Genomic DNA, 25,726 nt, shown 5'->3' with positions numbered 1-25,726 from the left:
ACGGATAGAGCGGAGCCCCATGAACGATATGCACCAGGATGATCCAGAAGGCGGCACCGAGTCGCGCCCGCCCGTTGTAGCGGAACTCTCGCAACTGATGGTGCATTTGCTCAAAGGCGTGTTGTACCGTCAGGACGACGAGCGCCTATGGGCCAGCCTGTTGAGCCTGCAAGCGCGGGTGCGGGAGCAGGCGGCGGTGTTGTTGCTGGATCTGGTACTGGACGAAGCCGAGGGGTACGCCTTCTTCAAAAGCCAGCCGCAGCCGGAGGATGTGGACGCCACACCCCGTCCGCCGCGCCTGATCGCGCGACGGCCGCTGTCCTACCCGGTCAGCCTGATGCTGGCCTTGCTGCGCAAGCGCCTGGCTGAAGCCGACGCCGGCGGCGGCGATACCCGGCTGGTGCTGTCGCGCGAGGAGATCGCCGAACTGATGCGCGTGTTTCTGCCGGAAGGCACCAACGAGGCGCGCCTCGTCGACCAAGTGGATTCGACCATCACCAAGGTGGTGGAACTGGGCTATCTGCGCAAGCTCAAGCCCGTTGCCGGCGCAGCTCAGCAGGCACCTCGCTACGAGGTGCGGCGCATCCTCAAGGCGTTCGTCGAGGCACAGTGGCTGGCCGACTTCGATGCGCGCCTGGAGGGCTATCGCACCGCATTGTCAGGTGCCGATCACGACAAGGAAGCTGGCCGATGAACGATTTTTCGCCACAGGAGCTCGATTTCGTGGCCGACGACAGCCGCGTCGGCTTTCGCCTGCAGCGGCTGGAAGTTCTGAACTGGGGCACATTCGACCGGCGCGTCTGGCGATATGAACTCGATGGGCGTAACGGCCTGCTCACTGGCGACATCGGTTCGGGCAAATCCACCCTGGTCGATGCCGTCACCACGCTGCTGGTGCCAGCGCAACGCATCGCCTACAACAAGGCCGCAGGCGCCGAGACGCGTGAGCGATCACTGCGGTCCTACGTGCTGGGCCATTACAAGAGCGAGCGCAACGAAACCACCGGCAGCGCCCGCCCGGTGGCGTTACGCGACACCACTAGCTACAGCGTGATCCTGGGTGTCTTTCGTAACGAAGGCTACGGCCAGGCGGTCACGTTGGCGCAAGTCTTCTGGTTTCGCGAACCACAGGGCCAGCCCGCGCGCTTGTTCGTGACTGTAGAGCGGGAACTGTCCATCACCGAGCACTTTTCCGGATTCGGCAGCGACATCAACGGCCTGCGCAAGAAGCTGCGCGCGATGGGCTGCGAACTGAATGACAGCTTCCCGCCCTACGGCGCCTGGTTCCGCCGCCGCTTCGGCATCGAGCACGAGCAGGCGCTGGAGCTGTTCCATCAGACGGTTTCCATGAAATCGGTTGGCAATCTGACCGACTTCGTGCGCAGCCATATGCTCGAACCGTTCGACGTGGGGGGGCGCATCGAGGCACTGCTCGGCCATTTCGATGACCTCGACCGCGCCCACCAGTCGGTACTCAAGGCCAAGCGCCAGATCGAGTTGTTGACTCCGCTGGTGGAGGATGGCCTTCGCCACGGGCAAATCGCCGCCGAGATCCAGGCGCTGCGCGAAGGACGCGATGCATTACGCCCGTACTTCGCCGGCTTGAAGGCAGCACTGCTGGAGAGGCGCCTGGAATTGTTGACTCAGGATGCGACGCGCTGGGATGCCCGCATCAAGCAACTGGGAGAGCAACGAGACAACGCCCGAATCGAGCAGGGGAAGCTCGAAGGCGCACTGCGCGAGAACGGCGGCGACCGGCTGCAACAACTCGCTGCCGCCATTCAGCAGCAGGAGGCAGAGAAACAGCAACGGCAGGAGAAAGCGGACGCCTACACCACGCTATTGACGCGCATTGGAGAAGCAGCGCCGGGAGACGAAGCTGCTTTCATGACACAAAGATCCACCATCGGAGAACACGCCGAAGCGCTGCGCACAAGCATTGCGGTCCACGATACGCAGATCAATGAAGACGGATATGCGCTGCGGCGGAGTCAGGAAGAACACAAAGCGCTCAGCGACGAGATCGACAGCCTTGCGCGTCGAAAAAGCAATATCGATGCGGCCCAGGTACGCATCCGCGACGCATTGTGCGCCGCCTTGTCCATCGCCGAGGAAGACCTGCCCTTTGCCGGTGAACTGATCCAGGTGCGCGAGGACGAACGCGACTGGGAGGGCGCGGCCGAACGCCTGCTGCATGGCTTCGGCCTGTCCCTGCTGGTGCCGGATGCGCACTACAAGGACGTGGCCGATTGGGTGGAACGCCAGCACCTGGGCACGCGGCTGGTGTACTTCCACGTGCGTGCGCGCAAGCCTACTCAGGCCATCAGCCCGCACCCCCAATCGCTGGTGCGCAAGCTGCTCATCAAGCCCGACACGCCGTACTACGACTGGCTTGAACGAGAACTGCACCACCGCTTCGACCTGGCCTGTTGCGACAATACCGAGCAGTTCCGCCGCGAGACCCGAGCCATCACCCGCGCCGGACAGATCAAGGACCCGAGCGGACGCCACGAAAAGGACGACCGCCGCCGCATCGACGACCGCAGTCGCTACGTGCTGGGCTGGAGCAACGCCGACAAGCTGCGGACCTTGCGTGACGAACGTGAAGGCCTGGAACAGCAACTGGGCGACATCGGTCTGCGCATTGCCAACACACAGCGATTGCGCGGGCAATGCCAGGCGCAACTGGAGGCCTTGGCCAAGCTCGAAGTCTTCACCCGCTACAGCGAGATCGACTGGCAGGCACCGGCACGCGAGATTGCCCGGCTGACCGAGGAACGCGACCGCCTCAAGGCGGCCTCCGATACCCTGCGGGAACTGGAAAGCCAACTGGCGCAGGTCGTTGAGCGCCTGAAGGAGATCGAAGGCGATCTTGGCGAGGCACAAGGCAAACGCGGAGAAATCCGCAGCAAACACGAAACTGCCCAGACACAGCATGCGCAGGCTCTCGAAATCCAGACGCAAGCCGCACTCGACGACATGTTGCTGCAATCTCTTGAGGGCTGGCGCGCCGAGGTCCTGGGCGACCACCAGCTCACGGTGGAATCCTGCGACAACCGCGAACAGGACGTGCGCAATGGCTTGCAGGCGCGCATCGATGCCGAAGACAAGCGTCTCTCACGCCTGACCGAACGCATCATCAACGCCATGCGCGGTTTTAAGGAGGCCTTCAAGGCAGAGACCGCCGAGATCGACATCAGCCTGGCCGCGCTGCCCGAGTTCGAGCGCTTGATGAAGGATTTGCAGCACGACGACCTGCCGCGCTTCGAAGCGCGTTTCAAGGAACTGCTCAACGTCAATACCATCAACGAGATCGCCAATTTTAACGCCCAGCTCGCGCGCGAGCGTGAAACGATCAAGGAGCGGGTCGATGTCATCAACCAATCCTTGCAGGTGATCGACTACAACCCCGGACGCTACATCCGGTTGCTGGCGCAACCCAGCCCCGATGCGGAGATCCGCGACTTCCTGCAGGATCTGCGTGCCTGCACCGAAGACGCGCTGAGCGGCTCGGAAGACGAACAGTATTCCGAGACCAAGTTTCTGCAGGTCAAAGCCATCATCGACCGCTTCCGGGGGCGCGAGGGACTGGCCGAGATCGACCGGCGCTGGATGCAGAAGGTGACCGACGTGCGCAACTGCTTCCTGTTTTCCGCCAGCGAGCGCTGGCGCGAGGACGATGCCGAGCACGAACACTACTCCGACTCCGGCGGCAAATCCGGCGGGCAGAAGGAGAAGCTGGCCTATACCGTGCTGGCCGCCAGCCTGGCCTACCAGTTCGGCCTGGAATGGGGGGCGGTGCGCTCGCGCTCGTTCCGTTTTGTCGTGATCGACGAAGCCTTCGGGCGCGGCTCGGATGAATCGGCCCAGTATGGGCTGGAACTGTTCCGCCAGCTCAACCTGCAACTGCTGATCATTACGCCGCTGCAGAAGATCCACATCATCGAGCCCTACGTGTCCAGCGTCGGCTTCGTGCACAACGAAGGCGGCCGTGAGTCGCGGCTGCGCAGCCTGAGTATCGAGGAATACCGGGCACAGAAGGCCGCCACCACGGGAGGCGCTGTATGACATGGAGCCAGCCCGCCGACCTTCGCGCGCAGATCGAACGGCTGTGGCAGCGCGGCGAGTTGCTGCGTGCCGTGGTCGGCGACGGCACGCTGGGCTGGCCGTTGCGGCTGTCGCTGAAGTCGCCGTCCGCCGCCGATCTCAGCAACCTTTTCGATGCCGTGCGCGGCTGGGTGCGCGACATCAGCGCCATGCCACGCGTGCGCATTGAATGGCGCGAGTGGACGCACCGGGTGCAGGGACGGCAGCGCCTGCCGGACACGCTCTGGATCGATACGCTGGAAGACGCGCTGGCAATGATCGGCAAGACCGGAGATGCCCACCGGTTCCAAGCGCTCTGGCAGCAAACTACCGAAGCGCAATCCGCACTGCTGCCGTGGCTGCACAGATCACCGTTGCAGACCTTGGCACTGGCCGAACATTGGCCGCGCCTGCTGGCCGTGGTGGCCTGGGTGCAAACCCATCCGCGCCCGAGCGTCTATCTTCGGCAGGTCGACGCGCCGGGCGTGGACAGCAAGTTCATCGAAGCGCATCGAGGTACGTTGGCTCAGTGGCTGGACCTGGCCTTGCCGACTGAAGCCATCGAGCCTGCTGCAACCAGGATGGCCGGGTTTGCCCGTCGCTACGGCTTTCTGGAGAAGCCCGTTCGCATCCGCCTGCGCTTGCTCGATCCGCAACTGCCCCAACTTCCCGGCTGCACCGGCCTGACCGACATCACCCTGGATGAGGACAGCTTCGCCGCGCTCGCCCTGCCTGCGCAGCGTGTCTTCATCACCGAAAACGAGGTGAACTTCCTGGCCTTTCCGCCGGTGTCCGGTGCCATCGTCGTGTTCGGTGCTGGCTATGGTTGGGGAGCGCTCGCCCGAGCCAACTGGCTGCATCGCGCCTCTCTGCACTATTGGGGAGACATCGATACCCATGGCTTTGCCATTCTGGACAGCCTGCGCAAGTATTTCCCGCTAGCCGCTTCGTTTCTCATGGACCGCTCCACCCTGATGGCCCACGCACTTCAATGGGGTGAGGAGCCCCTCGACAAACGCCATACGTTGCCCTTGTCCCGACTGGTCGATGATGAACCCGCTCTCTACGACGACTTGCGCGGTGATCGAATCCGGCCACAGCTGCGGCTGGAACAGGAACGCATCGGCTATCGCTGGCTATGCGCGGCGTTGGCGACAACAGTCCAGGACGATTCTCGGCCGTAGCGGTATGTCCTGCCGATGTCGTCAGGGCGTGGTCGATTCGACGAATGCCGGCTCGAAGTCCAGCAGGTCGATGCCGCGCATGGCGCCGGCCGAAAAAGACGTTGTAGAGAGGCACTTAGCGCACTGGTGGCACTGAGTGGAGCGGGTGAAGGGAATCGAACCCTCGTCAGTAGCTTGGGAAGCTACAGCTCTACCATTGAGCTACACCCGCGTCGGGGCTCGGATGGTAATACGACTTCGGCAGCTTGGGCAAAGGTGGCGGGTGGCTGAACATGGCGGCGGATTCTTACGCCGCCCGGAGGGGGTGCGCGCATAATCGGCCAAGGGAATCCTCACGAGGGCCGGACCATGCATCGAGTGCTTTCGCTTTCCGTCGCCGTCGGGCTCGCGCTGGCCGCGGGCGGAGTTCTTGCGCAGTCGCGGGTGGTGTCCACCGCCGACATGCCCAAGCCCGGTGTCAGCTATATCAAGGGGCCCTCGCCCTCGGCACCCGTCCGGAAGGAAACCGTCAGCACGGGCTCCCTGCCCCAGCCGGCGCGCCTCTATGTCGGCGGCCAGGTATCGGCAGGTGGCGGCTCATATGAGGAACGTGGCGACTACGGCGGCGGTAGCGTCGTGGTGGACAACGGCTATGGCTACGGCGGCTACCCGCCCGGCTATGGCTGGAACGACCGCGGCGGCAGGGACCACGACCATGGCCGGCCGGGGCACGATCACGATCACGACGGCCCAGGCCACGGCGGCCACGACCATGACGACGACCGGGGCGGCTCGCTCAGCCTCGCGGCCGGCAGCGGCGGCAACGCCTCGGCCAGCGGCGCGGGCGTGAAACTGGCGCCGGAACGGCCGCAGGGCTGGAACGACCGCGACCGGGATCGCGACCGCGGCTGGAACCGCGGCTACTACGGGAATCCACCGGTGCAGCCGGGCACCGGCTACACGAACAGCCGCGCCCCGCAGCCGGGAACCGGCATGGGCACGGGGAACCAGCCGGGCACGGGCATTCCAATGCGCGGCGGCGACGGGTGGCGGGGGCGCTGACGGGCTCGTTAGAATCGGCGGATGCTGATTACGCTCAACGGTGATGCGCGCGACTGCGCGCCGGGTACGTCCGTGTCCGCCCTGCTCGACGACGCCGGCTATGCCGGCAAGCGGGTGGCGGTGGAGGTGAACCTCGAGATCGTGCCGCGCAGCGCGCACGCGACGCATCTGCTCGCCGAAGGCGACCGGGTGGAGATCGTCCACGCCATTGGCGGCGGCTGACGCCGCTTCCCCACGGATACCCCATGAATCATTTCGCTCCCGCCGCCGACGATCTCCTCACCGTTGCCGGCCGCACATTCCATTCGCGCCTGCTCACCGGCACCGGCAAGTACAAGGATTTCGACGAGACGCGCCGCGCCACCGAGGCCGCCGGGGCACAGATCGTCACGCTGGCCATTCGCCGGGTGAACATCGGCCAGGACGCCAGCCAGCCGAACCTGCTGGACGCGCTGCCGCCGGACCGCTTCACCCTGCTGCCGAACACGGCCGGCTGCTACACGGCCGACGATGCCGTGCGCACCTGCCGCCTCGCGCGCGAACTGCTCGACGGCCACAACCTGGTGAAGCTGGAAGTGCTGGGCGACGAACGCACGCTCTATCCGGACGTGGTGCAGACCCTGGCCGCCGCGGAGAAACTGGTGGCCGACGGCTTCGACGTGATGGTGTACACCTCCGACGACCCGATCCTGGCGCGCCGCCTCGAGGAGATCGGCTGCGCGGCCATCATGCCGCTTGCCGCGCCGATCGGCTCGGGCCTGGGTATCCAGAACCGCTACAACCTGCTGGAAATCGTGGAGAACGCGAAGGTGCCGGTGATCGTCGATGCCGGCGTGGGCACCGCGTCCGACGCCTCCATCGCCATGGAGCTGGGCTGCGACGGCGTGCTGATGAACACCGCCATCGCCGGCGCGAAGGACCCGGTGCTGATGGCGCATGCGATGAAGCTGGCCGTCGAAGCGGGCCGGGCCGCGTTCCGGGCCGGGCGCATTCCGCGCAAGCGTTTCGCCTCGGCGTCGAGCCCCGTCGACGGCCTGGTGGGCTGACGATGGCGCACGACGACGACACCCAGGGCGACGCGCCGTTCCACCGCCGCATCCGCAGCTTCGTGCTGCGCGAAGGCCGCATGACCCCGGCGCAGCAGCGCGCCTTCGACGACCATTGGGCGCGCTTCGGCCTGGATTACACCGGCAAGGAGCGCGACCTCGACGCCACATTCGGGCGCGCCGCGCCGCGCGTGCTGGAAATCGGCTTCGGCAACGGCGAAGCGCTGGCCTGGGCCAGCGAGCACGACCTCGCCCGCGACTACATCGGCGTGGAAGTGCATGGGCCGGGCGTGGGCCGCCTCATGAATGCCCTCGCCGCGCGCGACGCGGGCAACGTGCGGCTGTACAAGCACGACGCCGTGGAAGTGCTGGAGCACGAGATCCCGCCGGGCAGCCTGTCGGAAGTGCGCATCTGGTTCCCGGACCCGTGGCACAAGAAGCGGCACAACAAGCGCCGTCTGGTGCAGCCCGCGTTCGTGGAACTGCTCGCCTCGCGCATGGCGCCCGGCGGCCTGCTGCACCTGGCCACGGACTGGGAGGCCTATGCCGAACACATGCGCGAGACGATGGAAGCGGCGCCGGGCTGGCGCAATCGCGTGGGCCCCGGTCAGGCGGCCGAACGTCCCGCGTGGCGCATCGAAACCCACTTCGAGCGTCGCGGCACGCGGCTTGGGCATGGGGTGTGGGATTTTCTGTACGAGCGCGTGGAAGGCTGATCCCTCGACCTCGGAAGCGCACTGTGGGAGCCGCTTCAGCGGGGATAGGGCGTTCGCGGCACGCTTGCCCGCTGCCGCGGGATCGCCGGCATAGCCGGCTCCCACAGCGCTTCGAACGTCGCCAGCTTCAGCCCTTGTCCACGCCCAACGCGTATACTCCTGCGGCAACACCACAGCCTGGCAAGACCATGCCACCGCACGTTCCAACCGACCGGACCCGGATAGCCGGCTAGTGGCACTCACACTCACTCCCGAAATGATCCTCGTGCTGGGCCTGGTGGGCTTCACCATGCTCATGCTCGTTCTGGAGTGGATCCGGGCCGACATGGTGGCCCTGCTCGTGGTGGTCACCATCGGGCTTACCGGGCTGATCCCCGGCGACCAGGTGTTCAACGGCTTCGCCGGCAACGCCGTCATCGCGATCATCGCCATCATGATCATGGGCGCCGGGCTCGACCGCGCCGGCGTGCTGAACCTAACCGCCGCGTTCGTCATGCGCATGGCCCGCGGCGTGGAATCCCGCCTGGGCGTGGTGGTGAACAGCGTCACCAGCCTGTTCAGCGCGGTGATCCCCAGCCAGGCGCTGGCCGCGCTGATGATCCCCGTGACCAGCCGCCTGTCCGCGCGCACCGGCGTGCCGATGTCGCGGCTACTGCTGCCCATGGCCTTCTGCATCCTCACGGCCACGAACACCACGCTGATCGCGAACTCGCCGCTGATCGTCCTCAACGACCTGATCGCCAGCGCGAACAGCAACCTGCCGCCCGGCGCCCACACCATTCCGAAATTCGGGCTCTTCAGCGTGACGCCGGTCGGCCTCGTGCTGGCCGGGGCAGGCGTGCTGTTCTTCTACCTCTTCACGCGCAAGCTCCTTCCAGAGCGCGAAGACGATCGCCTGAAGGTCACCCCAGGCCGCACGGAAAGCTATTTCGCCGACACGTACGGCATCGCCGGCGAGACGGCCGAGCTGACGGTCACGGCCGAGAGCCCCCTGGTGGGCATGAGCATCGGCGAGGTGGAGCAACTGCACGGCGCGCCGCTGATCCTGGCCATCAAGAACGGCAACGAAAGCCGTGTGGCGCCGCCGTCCGACCAGATGATCTGGGTGGGTACCGTGCTCGGCGTGCTCGCCCCGCGCGACGCGATCATGGCGTTCGCGAACAACCAGCTGTGCCGCGTGTCGATGCGCATGCGCCAGCTGGGCGAGCAGTTCAACACCACGCGCGCGGGTATTTCCGAAGCCGTGGTGCCGCCCAGTTCGCGCTTCATCAAGCAGAGCGTGGGCGACCTGCGCCTGCGCAAGCGCTTCGGCATATCCGTGCTGGCGGTGAACCGCGGCGACGAGGTGTTCCGCGAGGATGTGCGCGCCGTGACGCTGCGCGCGGGCGATACCCTGGTGCTGCACAGCAAGTGGCGCGACCTCATGCTGGCGGAGGAAGACCGCGATATCGTCGTGGTCACCGACATTCCGAAGGAAGAGCAGCGCCCCGGCAAGATCTGGCAGGCCGTGGGTTTCTTCGTGCTGGCGAAGTGCCTGGCCCTGTTCACCCACCTCGATCTGTCGGTGGCGATGATGACGGGCGCCGTGGGCATGCTGCTCACCGGCGTGCTGAACATGGACGAGGCCTATAAGGCCATCAACTGGAAGACCATCTTCGTCACCGCCTGCCTCATTCCGCTGGGCTGGTCGATGGATTCCACGGGTACCGCGTCGTGGATCGCGCAGGAAGTTCTGCAGATCCTCGGCCATGCGCCGCAGTGGACGTTGCAGCTGTCCATCGCCGTGCTCACGCTGTTGTTCTCGCAGGTGATGTCGAACGTGGGCGCGACGGTGATGATGGTGCCCATCGCCATCAGCGTGGCCGTCACCACGGGCGGCAACCCATCGGCCTACGCGCTGATCGTGGCGGTGTCCTCGTCGAACACCTTCCTGCTGTCGTCGGGCCACCCGGCACTGATGATGGTGGCCGGCCCCGGCGGCTACCGATCGAAAGATTTCCTGCGCGTGGGTCTGCCGCTGACCGCGCTGATCCTCGTACTGACGCTGGTTACGATCAATCTGATGTACCGCTGAGGCGGGGACGTGAGTCGCTGAGCCCCTGCCTTCGCAGGGGCGACGGGCATGCGAGACGTAAGGCGCTGGGCTCCTGCTTTCGCAGGAGCGACGATTTGAGCCGCTCTCAGATTGCCGTCGCTCCTGCGAAAGCAGGAGCCCAGCGACTCAGGCTCCGGCAAGCCGAACCACCCCATCGATCACCGCCACCGACACCGCCCGCAACCGGTCGCCCCGACAAGGCCCAGCCGTGCAGTCACCCGTGTCGGCCGTGAAGGTGGCCCCATGCGCAGCGCAGATGATCTGCCCGCTACGCACCAGGAACTTGCCCGGCACGTAGTCCAGGCGGCGACCCGCATGGGGGCACACATTGAAATAGGCCCGTGCCTCGGCCCCATGGCGATACACCATCAGGGATTCCGTCTCCCCGTTCACGAAGGCCTCGACTTCGATGGCGTTGCCGTCGGGAATGTCCGCCAGCTGGCAGAGAGGAGTCGCCTGGGAGGTAGTCGTCATGGCACTTGTCTATGGGGGCGGTATGCCCCAAGGTACAGGGCTCACATGCATGTCATTGTGCCACATACGGATTTTTAACCAATGCGTCTTGTCTTCCCGCCCATTCGCCGTTCGCGCAATCCCCTCGTCCGCGCCCTGTCGCTGGTGCTTGGCCTTGCCGTGGTCGGCGTGCTGCTCGTTTTTGGCGTGGTCGTGCTCGGCGTGCTGTTCGCGGGCGGCCTGGTTTTCCTTGCCGTGCGCCAGTGGAAGCTGTCCCGTGCCCGCATGGCGGGTGGCGGCGCGCGCCCGGCCCCGAAAGATCCAGACGTCCTCGAGGGCGAGTTCGTGGTCATCCGCCAGGGCCGGCCCGTCCATCACTGACGCCGCAAGAAGCGGATGGTGACGGGGGTGGCCTCGTCCTACGCTGGCTTCCATGAAGGAGGCCACCATGAATGCCCAGATCCGCCCCATGCCCGCTGCCGACGACGCCCTTGAACGCGTGCGTGCCGCCCTCGAAAGCGGCGACAGCGCCACCGATCTCGCCAGCCTCGCGGCCATCGCGGGGCTGAGCCCCACGCACCTGCAACGCGCCTTCCGTCGCCGTTACGGCGTCAGCCCGGCCGAATACGCCCGCGCCCGCCGTTTCGGCCAATTGCGCGAGGCGCTGCGTGAGGGCGCCGCCGTGACCGACGCCGTCTACGAAGCCGGATTCGGCTCGGGCAGCCGCGTGTACGAGGAAAGCGATCGCCGCCTCGGCATGACCCCGGCCAGCTACCGCGCCGGCGGCGCAGGCGCCTCCATCCGCTACACCACCACCGGCACACCTCTGGGCCGGTTGCTGGTCGCCACCACCGCGAAAGGCATCTGCGCGGTCACGCTCGGCGATACCGACACCGAGCTGGAAGCGAGGCTGGCGGCGGAGTTCCCCCTTGCCCAGCGCGAGCGCGTGGACGAAGGCCGCGAGGAATGGCTGGATGCCGTGATCGGCCGCGTGGCCAGCGAACTGGGCTGGAGCGATCGAGACGCGCCGGCCATGCCGCCGCTGGACGTGGCCGCCACGGCCTTCCAATGGCGCGTATGGGACGCACTCACCCGCATCCCCCGCGGCGAAACCCTGAGCTACGGCGAACTGGCCGCGAAGCTGGGCGTGCCCAAGGCCGCCCGGGCCATCGGGCGGGCCTGCGGCAGCAACAAGCTGGCCCTGCTGGTGCCCTGCCACCGGATCATCCGCGAGGACGGCAGCCTGGGCGGCTGGCGCTGGGGCCTGGAGATCAAGCAGCAATTGCTCGCCACCGAGCGGGCCATGAAACCGGCTCAAGCCTGACTCCGAAAGGTTTCGCTACCGCCCTGGGTCGGCCAGCGATATCTTGCACGATTCGCAGCGCGCGACGCGCTGCGAACGACCCGGACTTCCCCCATGTCAGACACCGCCTGTACCAACCCATCCCCTGTCACCGCCGTGTCCGATCCGCGCTGGCTGGTGCCGCTGTCGTTGTTCGCCCTGTATGTGATCTGGGGCTCCACCTACCTGGCCATCCGCTACGCGCTGGTGAGCTATCCGCCCTTCATGCTGGCGTCCCTCCGCTTCGCCGTCGCCGGCGTGCTCCTGTTTGCCGTGCTGCGGCTTCGTGGCGAAGCCTTGCCCACGGCGCGTCAGTGGAAGAACGCGGCCATCGTAGGCACCTTGCTGCTGGCAGGCGGCAACGGCCTCGTCTGCTTCGCGGAACAATCGGTGAGTTCCGGCATCGCCGCCGTGGCGGTGGCGAGCATGCCGCTGTTTGCCGCCGTCTTCGGCGGCATCTACGGCGAATGGCCCTCGCGTGGTGAAACCGCGGGGCTCCTGCTCGGCTTCGTCGGCGTGATCGTGCTGAACCTCGGCGCCGGCTTGTCCGGTTCGCCGCTGGGGGCCATCGCACTGATCGTCGCCGCGATGTCGTGGGCCTTCGGGTCGGTGTGGTCGAAGCGACAGGACATGCCCAAGGGGCCGATGAACACCGCCGCGCAGATGCTGTGCGCCAGCGTCTCGCTGGCCATCATCGCGCTGCTGCACGGTGAGCGCGTGCCGGCCCATCCGGAAGCCGGCGCCACGATGGCGCTCGCCTACCTGGTGGTCTTCGGCTCGATCGTCGCCTTCAGCGCTTACCTCTACGTGCTGAAGACGGTGCGCCCCGCGCTTGCCACCAGCTATGCCTATGTGAATCCGCCCGTCGCCGTGCTGTTCGGCGTGGCCCTCGCGGGCGAGCATGTGGGCGGGTTCGACCTCGCCGGTATGGCCATCATCCTGGTGGGCGTCGGCATCATCACGATGATGCGGGTCCGCAAAGCCTGACGCGAGTGTGACGTGGGTCCCATAGCGGACCCACCGTTGGCCGTTTTCAGAATTATTCGATGTCCGTTGTTCTCACGACTCCCTAGGCTGGCCTGCCTCGTTACGGGAGTGAGGCCTTGGCTGGAACCGGATCGATACCTTTCGCCTGCCCGCGCAGGCGCCGCTGGTGGATGGCGCGACTGACCACGCTATTCGGCGTGGCCATTGCCGCACTCGCCTCCTGCCAACGATTCCATCCGGAAGCGCCCGATCCACGCGGCCTTGCCCAGGAACTCGCCGCCGTGGACGCCTGCATCCACGGCGGAGGATCGTGGTCGCTCGATGCGCGCCAGTGCGTGAGTGGCGCCGACGCACGTGCCGCCGCGGCGAGCACCTGGCGCGACTGATCCCGGAAGCGCAGACCCGTTACAACAGCATCCCGCCCGACACTTCGATGCGCTGCCCGTTGACCCAGCGGTTGTCGTCCGAAAGGAGCGACGCGATCATCGGTCCGATATCGTCCGGCACGCCGGCACGACCGAGCGCGGTGAACTCCGCCACCCTGCGATTCACTTCGGGGTTGTCCCGCACCATGCCGCCGCTGAAGTCCGTGGCTACCGCGCCGGGCGCGACACAGTTCGCCGTGATGCCGCGCGGCCCCAGCTCCTTGGCGAAATAGCGCGTGAGAACTTCCACGGCACCCTTCATTGCGGCATAAGGGGCACTGCCCGGCATGGCCACGCGAGTGAGCCCGCTGGACACCGTCACGATACGACCGCCGTCGCGCAGCAAGGGAAGCAACGCCTGCGTCAGGAAGAACACGCCCTTGAAGTGCACCTGATAAAGGGCGTCGACTTGAGCCTCCGTCGTGTCCTCGATCGGCGTGTGGTGCGAGGTGCCCGCGTTGTGCACGAGGTAGTCGAAACTTTCGGCTCCCAGCTGCCGCAAGGTTTCCCGCAAGCGCTGCGTGAACGCCGGGAATGCGGCTGTATCGCCGGTGTCGAGCTGGAGGGCCACGGCTCTGGCGCCTTCCGCGGCCGCCATCTCGACGACGGCCTTGGCCTCTGTCTCGTTGGAGTGATAGGTGAAGATGCTGGACACCCCGCGACGGGCCAGGTGCTGCACCGTATTGCGGCCCAGGCCTCGGCTGCCGCCGGTGATTACCGCGATGCGGCCTTTGGATTCGGAACCTTGCATGACGCACTCCCGTTGGGTGATGACGGGAAGATTAGGCGCCTGCGTGGTGGGGACGAATGCCGGAATTGGGCGGTTTCTTGCCTGATACTGGTGGCGCGACACAAAAGTAGAAGGTACACCTCGCTACCTCAACGAACAGGCATTCATTTGCTCTCGCGCAGTGGCTGATATTTGTCGGTCAGGTCGGCGATGGTCGGCTGATTCAATGTGCAGGCCTCGTCTTTGCATGCCACCAGATTCACTCGTCCTTCGTTGAAGGGCCAGTCGGGAGAGCCTTCCACCCATACCGGCACACGAAGGGTCAGGTCACAGGTTCCGTCTTTGCGCAGACGCACGAGAATTTCGTCCCATGGAGCCCCTTCCCACATCACACCATGTGAAAAGCGAATCGGCTCCACCGTATCTGCAAGCGCCTTACGACAACCTCGCGGCTCAAAGACGACCAGATTCGAATCGGGATATCTCCTGTGGTGTATACGCCAGGTATGGTCTGCATCAGTTTGTGCCCATGCCGGGATGTCCGTAATGATTGAGTCGGCTTGAGTAATGCACCAAGCTCTCTGCCGAATCTCACACACTCGTTCCGGCATCGCGGCAGGAGCCTGTCTCGCAGCGCCAGACCCTGTAGACGCTGCATCGGCTGTACCGACCAACGACAGGGCCGTAGCCATGATCAAACGAGAAAGAACATGTTCCATCTCAGCAGACTCCTGTTGCAGTGTGGGTGCCTCAATTGACTCGGTAGATGCCAAACGGACCGTTGGTCGATTGGAAGTAGGACCCCTTCGTTCGCTTCAGAAAGAACAAATAGGTCTGGCCCACCTCGCAGCAAAGGGGATTCTCTTCGGCGATGGGGCCATCGAAGAGCACCGCCATATCAACGGGACCCGTCCCCTTGAGCGTGGTGGCTACGTTTAGTCTGGCGCACCGATGCATGCCCAGGCACTCCCCGCCGCCCACGGCGACGATACTCGCCATGAGCACCAGGTCAGAGCTTTCCACTTTCTCGGAGAGCGTCATCTCGCGTTGTTGGTTGGACAGAACGGCGCCCGGCCATAGGGCGGCCAGCGCCAGCAAGAGGGCTGACGCTCCCCGACTTCGACGAACTTTGCCCATGTGAACAGACCTCATACGAGGGGCCAATCTGCCATCAGTGCAAGTAGCCCATCACGACGGCGAAGGATATTGTCACGACCAGCACGAGGCCGATGACGCCGGAGATTCGAGCTGTAGTCACGAGGCGCCTGTGCGAATCGTGGAATCGTGTTTCCATCCCATTCTTCCAGAACACCGACTTTATGAGCCGAATTTGGCCATTCGGATCGGCCAGGCCGATCTCTTTAATACCCGCCCTCTGCATGAGGATGGCAATCCGCCCCATGGAGAATAGGTAGACGGCTACCGCCAGGAAGCACATGGCACCGGAAACGATCATCAGAATCTCCATCCGATTCCATCTCAGGTTTTTCGGTCAAGGGAAAAAAGCATGCGGCACGGACTCCATCAGTCATGACCTGTCAGGGCGGGCCACCACCCAGAACACCACCCCCGATAAACAACCCAACATCCTAACCCCTGTCATATTGGCGCGACTTTAACCAGCTCGAGCGCCAAATTGCGGCAAGCACCCAATCGAACGATCGACCGATTGAAAGAGGCATCGTTGCGCACGATGCCGGTGGCACGAACGCGCTCTCCATTCAGCAATGAAGGATCAGAAACGTGATCATATCGGGTAAGCGCTATGCATCTGCGCATATCCCATCGTTCGTGATCATCGGAACCCAGCCACAAATTGTGATCTTCGTCCGCCAAGCTGATCCATGCTTCCACGGTAATTGTCTTTCCTTCGTACGTGGCAGGCCGAGTCAGCACATCCACCAACAAGGGATCCGTATCCGCCCTTGGCTTCTCGACCCAGGTACAGGATGCAAGGAATGCCAGCGCGACCAACAAGGACGTCCTGCTATGCACTTCATCCCCCTCGGTCATGGCTGTACCCACCGCTTCAGTGAAACACCCACCGATCGGCTGCAAGATCAGCCTGAACGAGATAATCGACCTAGCGCATCGCCTCATAGACGTCGAGCATATGGTTCAATCTGTCGCGGTCCGCCGATGTGAGGCCCGGATCATCGACAAGCTCCCTCACCAGGTAGAACTGCTCATCGGTTTCTATGGAGCCGTGCTTGACGATGGCCGCCCACTTTTTTGACAGATAGGCGCGAATCATCTCGATGGAGGGCGCTCCGGCCTCTTCCAGCTTCGCAGAAAGAGCAGCAATTGTTTCTGGCCGCTCATCCCTCAGCATCGATATCGCGTCAGATATGCCCAGGCGTAGGCCTTTAGCAGCCAATGCGCGACTCTCCTTCTCCATCCTTCCCAGCACGCGTATAGGGTTCGCGTCGCCCTCGATGTGACGAGGGTCGAAGATTACCCCGACAACCACCTGAAAGAAGAGTTTCAATTGATCGTAGTCAAGCACGTGTATCACTCCCACTCGCGGCTTGTGTCCGGCAAAGCTCTTGCTGGCGGCCTCATGAAGCTTGAAGCTAGGCGCCTTCCGCCTCCATGCGCCGGCTCACTTTGGAAAAGATCTCCCATGCCTCGGGATCACGGTCGAGAATGTGCTCGCTGAGGTATGGATCGTCGACAAATTCCTTCGGCTCCAGCGCGAGCAGAAACCGAGTCCTGTCATAGCTAGCGTGCCAGTACCTTGATGCGCGAGAGTCCGAGACGTCAAAGGCCCGGATGGCGTCGCGTCGCGAGGTTATACGAGCCCCTGCGCAGAAAGCGCAAGACATTGCGGTTCGGTTGCCGAAAAGGCGCAGCATCCGGGACCCTGCCCCATGACGATGCGACGCGACCAGCTGCCTGAACCGGGCACTTTCTTGCCCGATCCTGCCACCCGCCGCGGGGGAGGACCCCATCCGGGATAGGATGCATGGCATCTCGACTAGCCCTCGGATACCCCATGTCGCGCCCCCTGCTCGACGCCATCAAGCGCTACACCGAAAGCCAAGGCGGCACGTCGCCGTGGTTCACTGCGATCGAGGACGTGGTGATCATGCGCGCGGAGCTGCCGCACCAGTCGCAGGTGCTGTTCCGGCCCTCCCTATGCGTGGTGGCGCAGGGAGCCAAGTGGAGCGCCTTCGGTGGGCGCCGCTACGAGTACGGACCGGGACAGGCGCTGGTGGTCAGCGTTGAAATGCCTGCCTTCAGCCGCGTGGTGCAGGCCAGCCCGGACGAGCCGTTCCTCGGCATCGCCATCGGTCTGGATCCGAGCTTGCTTGGTCAGGTGATCGAGGAACTGCCGACACCCGTAAAGCCTTCGCCAGGCGTGGCGCGCGGGGTGTTCGTCACGCACTACGACGGTCCGCTCTCGGACTGTGTGCTGCGCCTCGTCCGGCTGCTGGATACACCGGAGGCGATTCCCCATGTGGCGCCCCTGATCAAGCGCGAGATCGCGTATTGGTTGCTGACGGGGCCGCACGCCGCCGACGTAGCGAAGGTGACGCTCGGCGATCCGGGCACGCGGCGCGTGCTCGGCGCCGTGCAGACATTGCGTGCCAACTTCGCGGAGCCCATGCGCATCGACGAGCTGGCGGGCATGGCCCAGCTCAGCCCGTCCGCGTTTCATCGGCACTTCAAGGCACTCACGTCGATGACGCCGCTGCAGTTCCAGAAGCAGTTACGGTTACTGGAAGCCAGACACCTGCTGGTGGCGGGCCAGGCCAATGCCGAAACCGCCGCCTATCGCGTGGGCTACGAAAGCCCTTCCCAGTTCAGCCGCGAGTACACGCGCATGTTCGGTTCGCCCCCGCGCAGGGATGCGACAGCACTGCGCAGCGGCGGCGACTCGTCCCACTGAGCCGCGCCGCCGCACGTGCCCGGCGCCGCGTTTACAACTCGCGCAACGCCGTGGTCACCGGCACCCGCGCGGCGCGCAGCGCTGGGAACAATCCGCCGATGAAGCCGATGGCCAGCGCCCATTTGATGCCGGTCCAGAGCAGGCTGCCACTCACGTGGAAGCGGAAGACCACCTGGCTGAAATTGGATCCAAGTGTGGAAGCCGTATAGCCGTTGAAGATGATCCACACGATACCGGCACCTATCACGCCGCCCAATAGCGCCAGCAGCATCGTTTCCAGCATCACCGACACCACCACCGGCAAACCGCGGAAGCCGATGGCGCGAAGCGTGGCGATTTCCCGTGCGCGAGCCTGGATGGCCGCGAACATTGTGTTGAGCGCGCCGAACACGGCGCCGATCGCCATGATGATGCCCACGGTGATGCCCACCGCGCGCAGCACCTTGGTCAGCCCTTCGGACTGCTTGCCGAAGTATTCGCGCGTGGTGCTCACGTCCACTTTCAGGCGCGGGTCCGCAGCGAGGCTGGCCTTGAAGGTATCGAATGCCTTGGGCGAGTCGAGCAGCACCGTCACCGACTGCACGCTGCTGCCGCGTCGATACGCCGAGGCCACGCTCTGCGTGTCGCCCCACAGTTCCGATTCCAGGGCATCGTTTGATTCGAACGTGCCGACCACGGTCCAGGTCTGTCCGGCGAGGCGAATGCTCTTGCCGACGTCCAGGCCCTCGAACTGTTCGCGGGCGCCTTTGCCGACGATCAGCTCGCGCAGACCGGGGTTGAACTTCCGCCCTTCGACGATCTTCACCTGATCGCGCAGTTTCCACACGTCTTCGCTCACGCCACGGATGGGCACGTTGGAGTCGCTGTTGGGATCGCCCTTGCGCGGCAGGTTGGCCACTACCACGAGTTCGCCGGAGGCAATGGGTTTGCCTTCCGCGTCCTTCTTCACCCCGGGTGCCTGAATCACCACGTTGGCGCTGTCGCGATCGAGGATGGAGTTGAGTTCCGCCTGCGATCCGCCGCGCAGCACGATGGCGGTGCGATCGTTGCCGGTGGCACGCAGGGTATCGGCGAAACCTTCGCTCATGGCGAGCATGGCCACGAGCACGCCCACCACGCCGGCGATGCCCACCACCACGACGGACGAGGAACCCAGCCGCTGAGTGACCGTGGCGAGCCCCACCTTGGTCACTTCCCAGGTCTGCCGGCCGCGTCGGGTCACGGCCATCCAGATGGCCAGCGCCACGGCCAGCGCGACGATGCCGGGCCACGGCAGTGCGATCCAGATCGCGAGGAACGCGGCCACCACGAGCAGGGTGAGCACGTTGGCGGCGAATGTCTTTGCACGTTTCATCGGTGTGTCTCCTCAGCGACCGGCGAGCGCGTCGACGATGTTCAGCCGCATGGCGCGGATGGCGGGCAGCGCGCCGACAAGTGCGCCGATGGCCAGCATCAGCACGAGGCCCAGCACCCAGGTCTGCACGCCGATCGGCGGCAGGTTCAACATGCCGCCGCTTCCCTTGGCCACGATGGGCACGATGACACCCGCCAGCCCCAGGCCGATCACCCCGCCAAGCAACAGCAGGAGCATGCCCTCCGCCAGCACCATGCCGAGCACGCTGCCGCTGGAGAAACCGATGGTCTTCAGCACGGCCAGCTCGTTCGTGCGCTCGCGCACAGCCTGCGCCATCGTGTTGCCCGTGAGCAGGATCAGCGTGAAGAACACGGCGCCCATGATCGCCGACACGATCAGCCCGATGTCGCCGAGCTGCTTCGCGAACGAGGCGTTGAAGGCCTGCTCCGTCTGCGTCTTCGTCTCGTGGTCGGAGTTGGCGGAAAGCGCGTCGATGGCCTTGGCCACGGCATCGGCCTTGTCGGCGGAGGTCAGCTGCACCGCATACCAGCCCACCGTGGTGCCCACGCTCTGGAAGGCATTGGCGTCCTCGAAATACTTGTGGTGGAAGAAAAACTGCTGATCGGTGCCGTTGGCCGCACCCTTCGCGGGCGTGTAGATGCCCACGAGGTCGAACGGCCAGGTCTTGTCGCCGTTGCGTTGCGGAAAGATAGTGGACTGCAGCGGAATCTTGTCGCCCACCTTCCAGCCGAAACGCTTGGCCAGCGCCTCGCCCACGATGGCGCCGGTGCGCGTGCTCTCGAAAGCCTTGCGCTGCTCCGGCGGCAAAACGATCTCGTGGTAGATATCGAGATAGTTGTCGCTCACCGCGAAGCTGAGCACGAAGTTCTTCGGGTCCTGATAGATACCACCAAACCAGTTCGCATAGCCCACGGTCTTCACCCCGGGCACCGCCTGCATGCGCGTGGCGAGGCTGGCGGGCAACGACTGGATGATGGAATAGCGCGAGGTGGTGATGAGACGGTCGACCCCGACCACGCTGCCTCCGGAGGAGAACGCCGCGCGGGTGGCATCGAGCATGCCGAACAGCAGGAATGCCGCGAGGATCGACACCAGGGTGAAGAAGGTGCGTGCCTTGCGCCGGAACAGCGCGGCCCAGATGAGATGGAGGTATTTCATGCCGGCATCCCCCGCGTCACGCCACGGCCTGTTCGACGAGGGTGCCCTTGTCGAGGTGCAGGGTATGGTTCGCGTACTCGGCGGCCTTCGGATCGTGCGTCACCATCACGATGGTCTTGCCGTGCTCGCGGTTGAGCTCGCGCAGCAGCCCCAGGATCTCCTCGGCCGACTGGCGGTCGAGATCGCCGGTGGGCTCGTCGCAAACGAGCAGCGTGGGATCGGACACGATGGCGCGTGCGATCGCCACGCGCTGCTGCTGGCCGCCCGACAGTTCCGACGGCTTGTGCGTGGCGCGGTCGGCCAGCCCCACCAGTTGCAGGGCCACGGAAGCGTTCTTCTTTCGCTGCGCACCGGAAAGCTTCGTCAGTAGCAGCGGCAGTTCCACGTTGCGCTGCGCGGTGAGCATCGGCATCAGGTTGTAGAACTGGAACACGAAACCCACGTGCGCCGCGCGCCACTTCGCCAGGGCGCCCGAGCCGAGCCGGTCGATGCGGTCGCCTGCCACGGTAATGCTGCCACCCGTCGGCGTGTCGAGTCCCCCGATGAGGTTCAGCAAGGTGGTCTTGCCCGAGCCCGACGGCCCCATCAGCGCGAGGAAGTCGCCTTCCTCGATCTTGAGGTTCACGCCGTGCAGCACTTCGACCTTCTGGCGGCCGCGCTCGTAGACCTTGGAAAGATCCTGGATGTCGATCAGGGTGGCCATGTTCTGTCTCCGTACGTATCAGGGCGTGGTGGTGGCGGTGCGGACGGCGGCGCCGTCGGCGAGATCGGAAGGCGGCGAAACGATGACCGTGTCGCCTGCGGCGAGGCCGTCGGTCACCAGGCGCATGTCGCCGGTGGCCTGGTTCGCGGCTTTCACGGGGCGGCGCGCTGCCTTGCCTTCGGCGACGGTGTAGACCACGTCGCGATCGTCGCGGCGGACCACGGCGTCGGCAGGAACCAGCACGCCCTTGGGCGCATTGGCCTGGGAAGGAGCGCGCCGCTCCAGGAAAGACACGCGCACACCCATGTCGGGCACGATGCGGGCGTCTTTCTGTTCGAGGGCCACGCGCACCTTCACCGTGGCCTTGCCGCGATCCGCGGCCGGCACGATGGCGATCACGTGCGCGGGAATGCGCCATTCCGGGTACGCGTCGAGCACGGCTTCGGCCGGCATGTCGGCCTGCACGCGGCCGATATAGGCCTCGTTGACGTCCACGTCGATTTCCAGCGAATCCATATCGACGATGGTGCCCACGCCCGTGCGGGTGAAGCCGCCACCCGCGGACAGCGGCGAGACGATCTCGCCCACCTGCGCGGCCTTGTCGGTGATCACGCCGTCGAACGGTGCGCGCACGACGGTGTAATCGAGATTGACCTGCCCCACGCCCACCTGTGCATCGGCGGCTTCGGCCTGCCGCCGTGCCGTGTTGAGTTGGGCGCGATACGTATCGGCCTGCGTGCGCGCCTGCTCGGCGAGCTGCTTCGAGACGAGCCCGCGGCCCACCAGGGCTTCCTGCCGGTCGGCGTCGCGCCGCGCCTGCGTGAGCTGCGCCTCGGTCTGCAGCACGTTGGCGTGCGCCGCGGCGGCGTTGGCCCGGGCGGAGTCGAGGCTCGCACGCAAGGCGTTGTCTTCGAGGCGGGCAAGCACCTGCCCCTTCTTCACCCGGTCGCCCTCTTCGATAAGCACCTCGGTGAGCGTGCCCGTGATCTGTGCCGACACCGTCGCCTGCCGGCGCGCGGTGACATAACCGGTAGCCTGCAGGACCGCGCCCGCCTCGGCGCTTGCGCTCGGCGCCACGGCGGTGGCGGTGCGCACTTCCACGGGCCGGTGCGCGAGGAAGAACCAGGCGCCACCACCCAGGGCGAGCAGCACGACCAGCACGGCCAGGCCGATCCACACGGCCCGCCCCCCGGACCCTCCCCCGTCGCCCGGCGCTTCCCTGGCCGATTTGTCGATCTTCAGCTGCCGCAGCAGCTCGGTGTTCGAAGTCATCTTCCCTTTTCCCCAATGCCGTGTCGGCAGCAAGATCATGCGTTCCCGCGGGGACCGTGCACCACTTCCGCGCATCAGTCATCTGCCGTGACAGGTGTCACCTGCTAGGCTTGGCCGATGAAAACCGTGATCCCCATTCCGGCCCAGTCGAGCATCCCCGTTTCCGGACGCGCCGAGCGCTTCCCGGTCCGCCGCATCTTCTGCATCGGCCGCAACTACGCCGACCACGCCCGCGAAATGGGCGCGTCGGTGGACAAGGCCAATCCGATGTTCTTCACCAAGCCGGCCGATGCCATCGTGACCGATGGTGCGGACGTGCTCTACCCGTCCGCCACACAGGATCTGCACCACGAAGTGGAGATGGTAGTCGCCCTCGGCGCCGGTGGCTCAGATCTTTCCGTTGATGAGGCCGCCAGGCTCGTCTGGGGCTATGGCGTGGGGCTGGACCTCACCCGCCGCGACCTGCAGGCGCTGGCCAAGGCGAAGGGCGCGCCGTGGGACGTGGCCAAGGGCTTCGACCATTCCGCCCCGGTGTCGGCACTGGTGCCGGCCGGCGAGGCCACGATATCCGCGAACACGCGCATCGCGCTCGAAGTGAATGGCGAGGTGCGCCAGCAGGCCACACTGGGCGAGATGGTGCTCGACGTGCCGGAAATCCTCAGCGCGCTTTCGCGCCTGTTCGAGTTGAAGGCCGGTGATATCGTCTACACCGGTACACCCGCCGGGGTGGCCGCGCTCACCCGCGGCGACACCTTCCGCGCCACGCTGGAAGGTGTCGCCACCCTGGAAGGCCGCGTCGCCTGACTTCGCGAAGTGCCTACATAGGGACCGCTAACTTCATTCGTTCGCTGCCATGCCATGAGGAGAAGGGCCGATGAGCTTCATCGCGGAATTCAAGAAATTCGCGCTGCGGGGTAATGTGGTCGACCTTGCTGTCGGTGTCGTGATCGGCGCCGCGTTCGGCAAGATCGTCACCTCGCTGGTCGACAACATCATCATGCCGCCGATCGGCTACGCCATTGGCGGCATCGACTTCTCGGACTGGAAGTGGGTGCTGAAGCCCGGCGATCCAGCCACCAAGACGGCCGAGGTAGCCGTGCAGTACGGTGTCTTCATCAACGTGCTCATCCAGTTCGTCATCATCGCGTTCGCCATCTTCCTGGTGGTCAAGGCCATCAATCGCCTCACCCACCGCGAGGAAGCCAAGCCGGCGGCACCACCGGCCGACGTGGCCCTGCTCACGGAAATCCGCGATCTGTTGAAGCAGCAGAATCGGGCGCCCTGAGCGGCTCGCGCATGCTCTGGGTGGGAGCCGCTTCAGCGGCGATGGGGGCTCGCGACAACGTGGCCCGCTGCCGCGGGATCGCCGGCATAGCCGGCTCCCACAGAAGATCTCCAGCACAGAGGTTTCTTCGAGCTTTGTGTGGGAGCCGCTTCAGCGGCGATGGGCGCTTGCGACAAGGTGGCCCGCTGCCGCGGGATCGCCGGCATAGCCGGCTCCCACAGAAGATCTCCAGCACAGAGGTTTCTTCGAGCTTTGTGTGGGAGCCGCTTTGTGTGGGAGCCGCTTCAGCGGCGATGGGGGCTCGCGACAACGTGGCCCGCTGCCGCGGGATCGCCGGCATAGCCGGCTCCCACAAGAGACAACAGGCCCTTGGCGAACGGCTTCCGTGACTTCCGGCCTACTCGCCGCCGGCACCCCGGCGCAATAATCGGTCTTTCCGTCCCCGGGGGTTACACATGCGTCACACGCTCCGACTCCACGCGCTTGCCGCGTGCCTTGCGCTTGCCTTCTCCGCCCATGCCGCCGACAAGGCCACCACGATTCCGCAGAAGGCGGTCACCGCCGCCACCGAACTGCGCGACCGGGCGATGAACGACAACACTGGCTACGAGTTCGTGAGTCAGCTGACCACCGAAGTGGGCCCCCGCGTCGCCGGCAGTGCCGCCGATGCGCGTGGCGTGGCCTGGACGGTGGCGAAGTTCAAGGCGATGGGCTTCGACAAGGTCTACACCGAAAAGGTGAGCTATCCGCTGTGGCAGCGCCGCAGCGAGCACGCCGAGATCGTCTCGCCCTTCCCGCAACCGTTGCTCCTGACGGCGCTGGGTTATTCCGCAGGCACGCCGAAGGGCGGCCTCACCGCCGAAGTGGTCGGCTTCGACGATCTGGATGCGCTGAAGAAGGCCGACCCCGCCTCCGTGAAGGGCAAGATCGTCTACGTCAGCACGCACATGCAGCGGCAGAAGGACGGCCACGACTACGGCATGGGTTCGGCCACGCGCACCATGGGCGCAGTGCTCGCCGCGAAGATGGGTGCGGCCGCCTATCTGCTGCGCTCCGCCGGCACCGATCCGCACAGCCGCACGCCGCATACCGGCGTCACCGGCTTCCGCGATCCGAAGGACGCGATTCCCGCTGCTGCGCTGTCGCTGCCTGATGCCGACCAGCTGGAGCGCGTGCTGAAGGAAGGCAAGCCGGTCACGCTGAAGCTCGACCTCGACGTCGGTTTTGCCGGAACGTATGAAGGCGCGAACGTGATCGCCGAAGTCACCGGCCGCAAGCATCCCGATCAGGTTGTCGCCATCGGCGGCCACCTCGATTCCTGGGATCTCGGCACGGGTGCCATCGACGATGGCGCCGGCGTCGCCATCGCCGCGGCGGCCGCCAAGCTGATCAAGGACATGCCGCAGCGTCCGGACCGCACCATTCGCGTCATCGCGTTCGCCAACGAAGAGATGGGCCTCTGGGGCGGCCGCGCGTACGCCGAAGCGCATGCGAAAGAGGTCTCGAAGTTCCAGCTGGGAACGGAGTCCGACTTCGGTGCCGGCCGCATCTGGCGCATGAGCGCCAGCGTGAAGCCGGAAGCGCGCGGCGCCATCGAACAGATCGCGAAGGTGATCGAGCCCATCGGCGTGGCATACGACGCGACGAAGCCCGGCGGCGGCGGTTCCGACCTGTCGCAGATGCACGCGAAGGGCATGGCGGCGCTGTCGCTCACCCAGGACGGCACCGACTACTTCGACTACCACCACAACGCCAACGACACGCTCGACAAGATCGACCCGAAGGCCCTCGCCCAGAACGTGGCGGTGTATGCGGCGTTTGCGTACATGGCCGCGCAGGCGAACGGCGATTTCGGCTCCGCGCCGGATGCCTTCAAGAACGACGGCGCGCACGATTGATCGAGGCATGGCTGCTGTCCTTGGCCGGCAAGCTGACT

Annotated in this window: 27 protein-coding genes and 1 tRNA gene; 16 read left to right on the top strand and 12 right to left on the bottom strand. The window is 65.4% G+C overall.

Features of this window, described 5'->3' with window-relative positions; all coding sequences use genetic code 11:
• Window positions 1-19: 19 nt before the first annotated feature.
• The 3 genes from HBF26_RS09430 to HBF26_RS09420 are packed head-to-tail and all read left to right on the top strand — an operon-like array spanning window position 20 to window position 5,270.
• Window positions 20-694, top strand: coding sequence for a DUF4194 domain-containing protein (locus HBF26_RS09430; RefSeq protein ID WP_167125295.1), 675 nt, complete (start codon window positions 20-22; stop codon window positions 692-694).
• Complete coding sequence (locus HBF26_RS09425; protein ID WP_167125293.1) at window positions 691-4,068, top strand: ATP-binding protein; 3,378 nt, start codon at window positions 691-693, stop codon at window positions 4,066-4,068. The genes HBF26_RS09430 and HBF26_RS09425 overlap by 4 nt, the downstream gene beginning before the upstream one ends.
• Complete coding sequence (locus HBF26_RS09420; RefSeq protein WP_167125291.1) at window positions 4,065-5,270, top strand: DUF3322 domain-containing protein; 1,206 nt, start codon at window positions 4,065-4,067, stop codon at window positions 5,268-5,270. The genes HBF26_RS09425 and HBF26_RS09420 overlap by 4 nt, the downstream gene beginning before the upstream one ends.
• 137 nt (window positions 5,271-5,407) lie before the next feature.
• Here HBF26_RS09420 and HBF26_RS09415 read toward each other — a convergent pair.
• Window positions 5,408-5,481 (bottom strand) — tRNA-Gly (locus HBF26_RS09415).
• 137 nt (window positions 5,482-5,618) lie between these two features.
• On the opposite strand from HBF26_RS09415, the gene HBF26_RS09410 reads away from it, so the two are divergent.
• The 5 genes from HBF26_RS09410 to HBF26_RS09390 all read left to right on the top strand — a co-directional run bounded on the left by HBF26_RS09410 (window position 5,619) and on the right by HBF26_RS09390 (window position 10,147).
• On the top strand, window positions 5,619-6,311 hold the full coding sequence (locus HBF26_RS09410; protein ID WP_167125289.1) for a hypothetical protein: 693 nt from the start codon (window positions 5,619-5,621) through the stop codon (window positions 6,309-6,311).
• Window positions 6,312-6,332: 21 nt separating this feature from the next.
• Window positions 6,333-6,533, top strand: a complete 201-nt coding sequence (gene thiS, locus HBF26_RS09405; RefSeq protein ID WP_167028255.1) for a sulfur carrier protein ThiS — start codon at window positions 6,333-6,335, stop codon at window positions 6,531-6,533.
• A 23-nt stretch (window positions 6,534-6,556) separates the two neighbouring features.
• Window positions 6,557-7,357, top strand: a complete 801-nt coding sequence (locus tag HBF26_RS09400) for a thiazole synthase (protein WP_167125287.1) — start codon at window positions 6,557-6,559, stop codon at window positions 7,355-7,357.
• A 2-nt stretch (window positions 7,358-7,359) separates the two neighbouring features.
• The gene (gene trmB / locus HBF26_RS09395; RefSeq protein WP_167125285.1) at window positions 7,360-8,073 is read left to right on the top strand and encodes a tRNA (guanosine(46)-N7)-methyltransferase TrmB; all 714 of its coding nucleotides are present in this window, start codon (window positions 7,360-7,362) and stop codon (window positions 8,071-8,073) included.
• A 256-nt stretch (window positions 8,074-8,329) separates the two neighbouring features.
• Window positions 8,330-10,147: an SLC13 family permease gene (locus tag HBF26_RS09390; protein ID WP_167125552.1), complete on the top strand. Its 1,818-nt coding sequence runs from the start codon at window positions 8,330-8,332 to the stop codon at window positions 10,145-10,147.
• A 147-nt stretch (window positions 10,148-10,294) separates the two neighbouring features.
• Here the strand turns inward: HBF26_RS09390 and HBF26_RS09385 are convergent, their stop codons facing one another.
• Window positions 10,295-10,642 (bottom strand): Rieske (2Fe-2S) protein, encoded by a 348-nt coding sequence (locus tag HBF26_RS09385; RefSeq protein ID WP_167125283.1) that lies wholly within the window; start codon window positions 10,640-10,642, stop codon window positions 10,295-10,297.
• Window positions 10,643-10,723: 81 nt separating this feature from the next.
• On the opposite strand from HBF26_RS09385, the gene HBF26_RS09380 reads away from it, so the two are divergent.
• From HBF26_RS09380 to HBF26_RS09365, 4 genes are all read left to right on the top strand, one after another.
• Entirely contained in the window at window positions 10,724-11,002 is a 279-nt protein-coding gene (locus HBF26_RS09380; protein WP_167125281.1) for a hypothetical protein, read from the top strand.
• Window positions 11,003-11,069: 67 nt separating this feature from the next.
• Complete coding sequence (locus tag HBF26_RS09375) at window positions 11,070-11,945, top strand: methylated-DNA--[protein]-cysteine S-methyltransferase (RefSeq protein WP_240151259.1); 876 nt, start codon at window positions 11,070-11,072, stop codon at window positions 11,943-11,945.
• Between the two features lie 93 nt (window positions 11,946-12,038).
• On the top strand, window positions 12,039-12,950 hold the full coding sequence (yedA, locus tag HBF26_RS09370) for a drug/metabolite exporter YedA (RefSeq protein WP_167125277.1): 912 nt from the start codon (window positions 12,039-12,041) through the stop codon (window positions 12,948-12,950).
• 170 nt (window positions 12,951-13,120) lie between these two features.
• Complete coding sequence (locus tag HBF26_RS09365; RefSeq protein ID WP_167125275.1) at window positions 13,121-13,336, top strand: hypothetical protein; 216 nt, start codon at window positions 13,121-13,123, stop codon at window positions 13,334-13,336.
• 19 nt (window positions 13,337-13,355) lie between these two features.
• Here the strand turns inward: HBF26_RS09365 and HBF26_RS09360 are convergent, their stop codons facing one another.
• From HBF26_RS09360 to HBF26_RS09335, 6 genes are all read right to left on the bottom strand, one after another.
• Complete coding sequence (locus HBF26_RS09360; protein WP_167125273.1) at window positions 13,356-14,126, bottom strand: SDR family NAD(P)-dependent oxidoreductase; 771 nt, start codon at window positions 14,124-14,126, stop codon at window positions 13,356-13,358.
• 143 nt (window positions 14,127-14,269) lie between these two features.
• Complete coding sequence (locus HBF26_RS09355; RefSeq protein ID WP_167125271.1) at window positions 14,270-14,824, bottom strand: hypothetical protein; 555 nt, start codon at window positions 14,822-14,824, stop codon at window positions 14,270-14,272.
• A gap of 31 nt (window positions 14,825-14,855) precedes the next feature.
• Entirely contained in the window at window positions 14,856-15,203 is a 348-nt protein-coding gene (locus HBF26_RS09350; protein ID WP_167125269.1) for a hypothetical protein, read from the bottom strand.
• Between the two features lie 73 nt (window positions 15,204-15,276).
• Entirely contained in the window at window positions 15,277-15,561 is a 285-nt protein-coding gene (locus HBF26_RS09345) for a hypothetical protein (RefSeq protein WP_167125267.1), read from the bottom strand.
• Between the two features lie 143 nt (window positions 15,562-15,704).
• Entirely contained in the window at window positions 15,705-15,959 is a 255-nt protein-coding gene (locus HBF26_RS09340; protein ID WP_167125265.1) for a hypothetical protein, read from the bottom strand.
• A 229-nt stretch (window positions 15,960-16,188) separates the two neighbouring features.
• Window positions 16,189-16,611, bottom strand: a complete 423-nt coding sequence (locus HBF26_RS09335) for a hypothetical protein (RefSeq protein WP_167125263.1) — start codon at window positions 16,609-16,611, stop codon at window positions 16,189-16,191.
• 489 nt (window positions 16,612-17,100) lie between these two features.
• Between HBF26_RS09335 and HBF26_RS09330 the strand changes: the two genes are divergently transcribed.
• Window positions 17,101-17,997 (top strand): AraC family transcriptional regulator, encoded by an 897-nt coding sequence (locus HBF26_RS09330; RefSeq protein WP_167125261.1) that lies wholly within the window; start codon window positions 17,101-17,103, stop codon window positions 17,995-17,997.
• A gap of 31 nt (window positions 17,998-18,028) precedes the next feature.
• On the opposite strand, the gene HBF26_RS09325 is transcribed toward HBF26_RS09330, so the two are convergent.
• The 4 genes from HBF26_RS09325 to HBF26_RS09310 are packed head-to-tail and all read right to left on the bottom strand — an operon-like array spanning window position 18,029 to window position 22,505.
• Window positions 18,029-19,351: an ABC transporter permease gene (locus tag HBF26_RS09325; protein WP_167125259.1), complete on the bottom strand. Its 1,323-nt coding sequence runs from the start codon at window positions 19,349-19,351 to the stop codon at window positions 18,029-18,031.
• A gap of 12 nt (window positions 19,352-19,363) precedes the next feature.
• Entirely contained in the window at window positions 19,364-20,530 is a 1,167-nt protein-coding gene (locus HBF26_RS09320) for an ABC transporter permease (protein ID WP_167028305.1), read from the bottom strand.
• Window positions 20,531-20,546: 16 nt separating this feature from the next.
• Window positions 20,547-21,233, bottom strand: coding sequence for an ABC transporter ATP-binding protein (locus HBF26_RS09315; protein ID WP_167125257.1), 687 nt, complete (start codon window positions 21,231-21,233; stop codon window positions 20,547-20,549).
• Window positions 21,234-21,251: 18 nt separating this feature from the next.
• Complete coding sequence (locus HBF26_RS09310; RefSeq protein WP_167125255.1) at window positions 21,252-22,505, bottom strand: efflux RND transporter periplasmic adaptor subunit; 1,254 nt, start codon at window positions 22,503-22,505, stop codon at window positions 21,252-21,254.
• A 117-nt stretch (window positions 22,506-22,622) separates the two neighbouring features.
• Between HBF26_RS09310 and HBF26_RS09305 the strand changes: the two genes are divergently transcribed.
• The 3 genes from HBF26_RS09305 to HBF26_RS09295 all read left to right on the top strand — a co-directional run bounded on the left by HBF26_RS09305 (window position 22,623) and on the right by HBF26_RS09295 (window position 25,688).
• Entirely contained in the window at window positions 22,623-23,309 is a 687-nt protein-coding gene (locus tag HBF26_RS09305; RefSeq protein WP_167125253.1) for a fumarylacetoacetate hydrolase family protein, read from the top strand.
• 70 nt (window positions 23,310-23,379) lie between these two features.
• The gene (gene mscL, locus HBF26_RS09300) at window positions 23,380-23,790 is read left to right on the top strand and encodes a large-conductance mechanosensitive channel protein MscL (protein WP_167125251.1); all 411 of its coding nucleotides are present in this window, start codon (window positions 23,380-23,382) and stop codon (window positions 23,788-23,790) included.
• A gap of 455 nt (window positions 23,791-24,245) precedes the next feature.
• Window positions 24,246-25,688: a M20/M25/M40 family metallo-hydrolase gene (locus tag HBF26_RS09295; protein WP_167125249.1), complete on the top strand. Its 1,443-nt coding sequence runs from the start codon at window positions 24,246-24,248 to the stop codon at window positions 25,686-25,688.
• Window positions 25,689-25,726: the final 38 nt, after the last annotated feature.

This window comes from Luteibacter jiangsuensis, from assembly GCF_011742555.1.
Taxonomy (GTDB): Bacteria; Pseudomonadota; Gammaproteobacteria; order Xanthomonadales; family Rhodanobacteraceae; genus Luteibacter; species Luteibacter jiangsuensis.
Note: the sequence above shows the minus strand (reverse complement) of the source record. Positions and strands in the feature narration are given on the sequence as shown.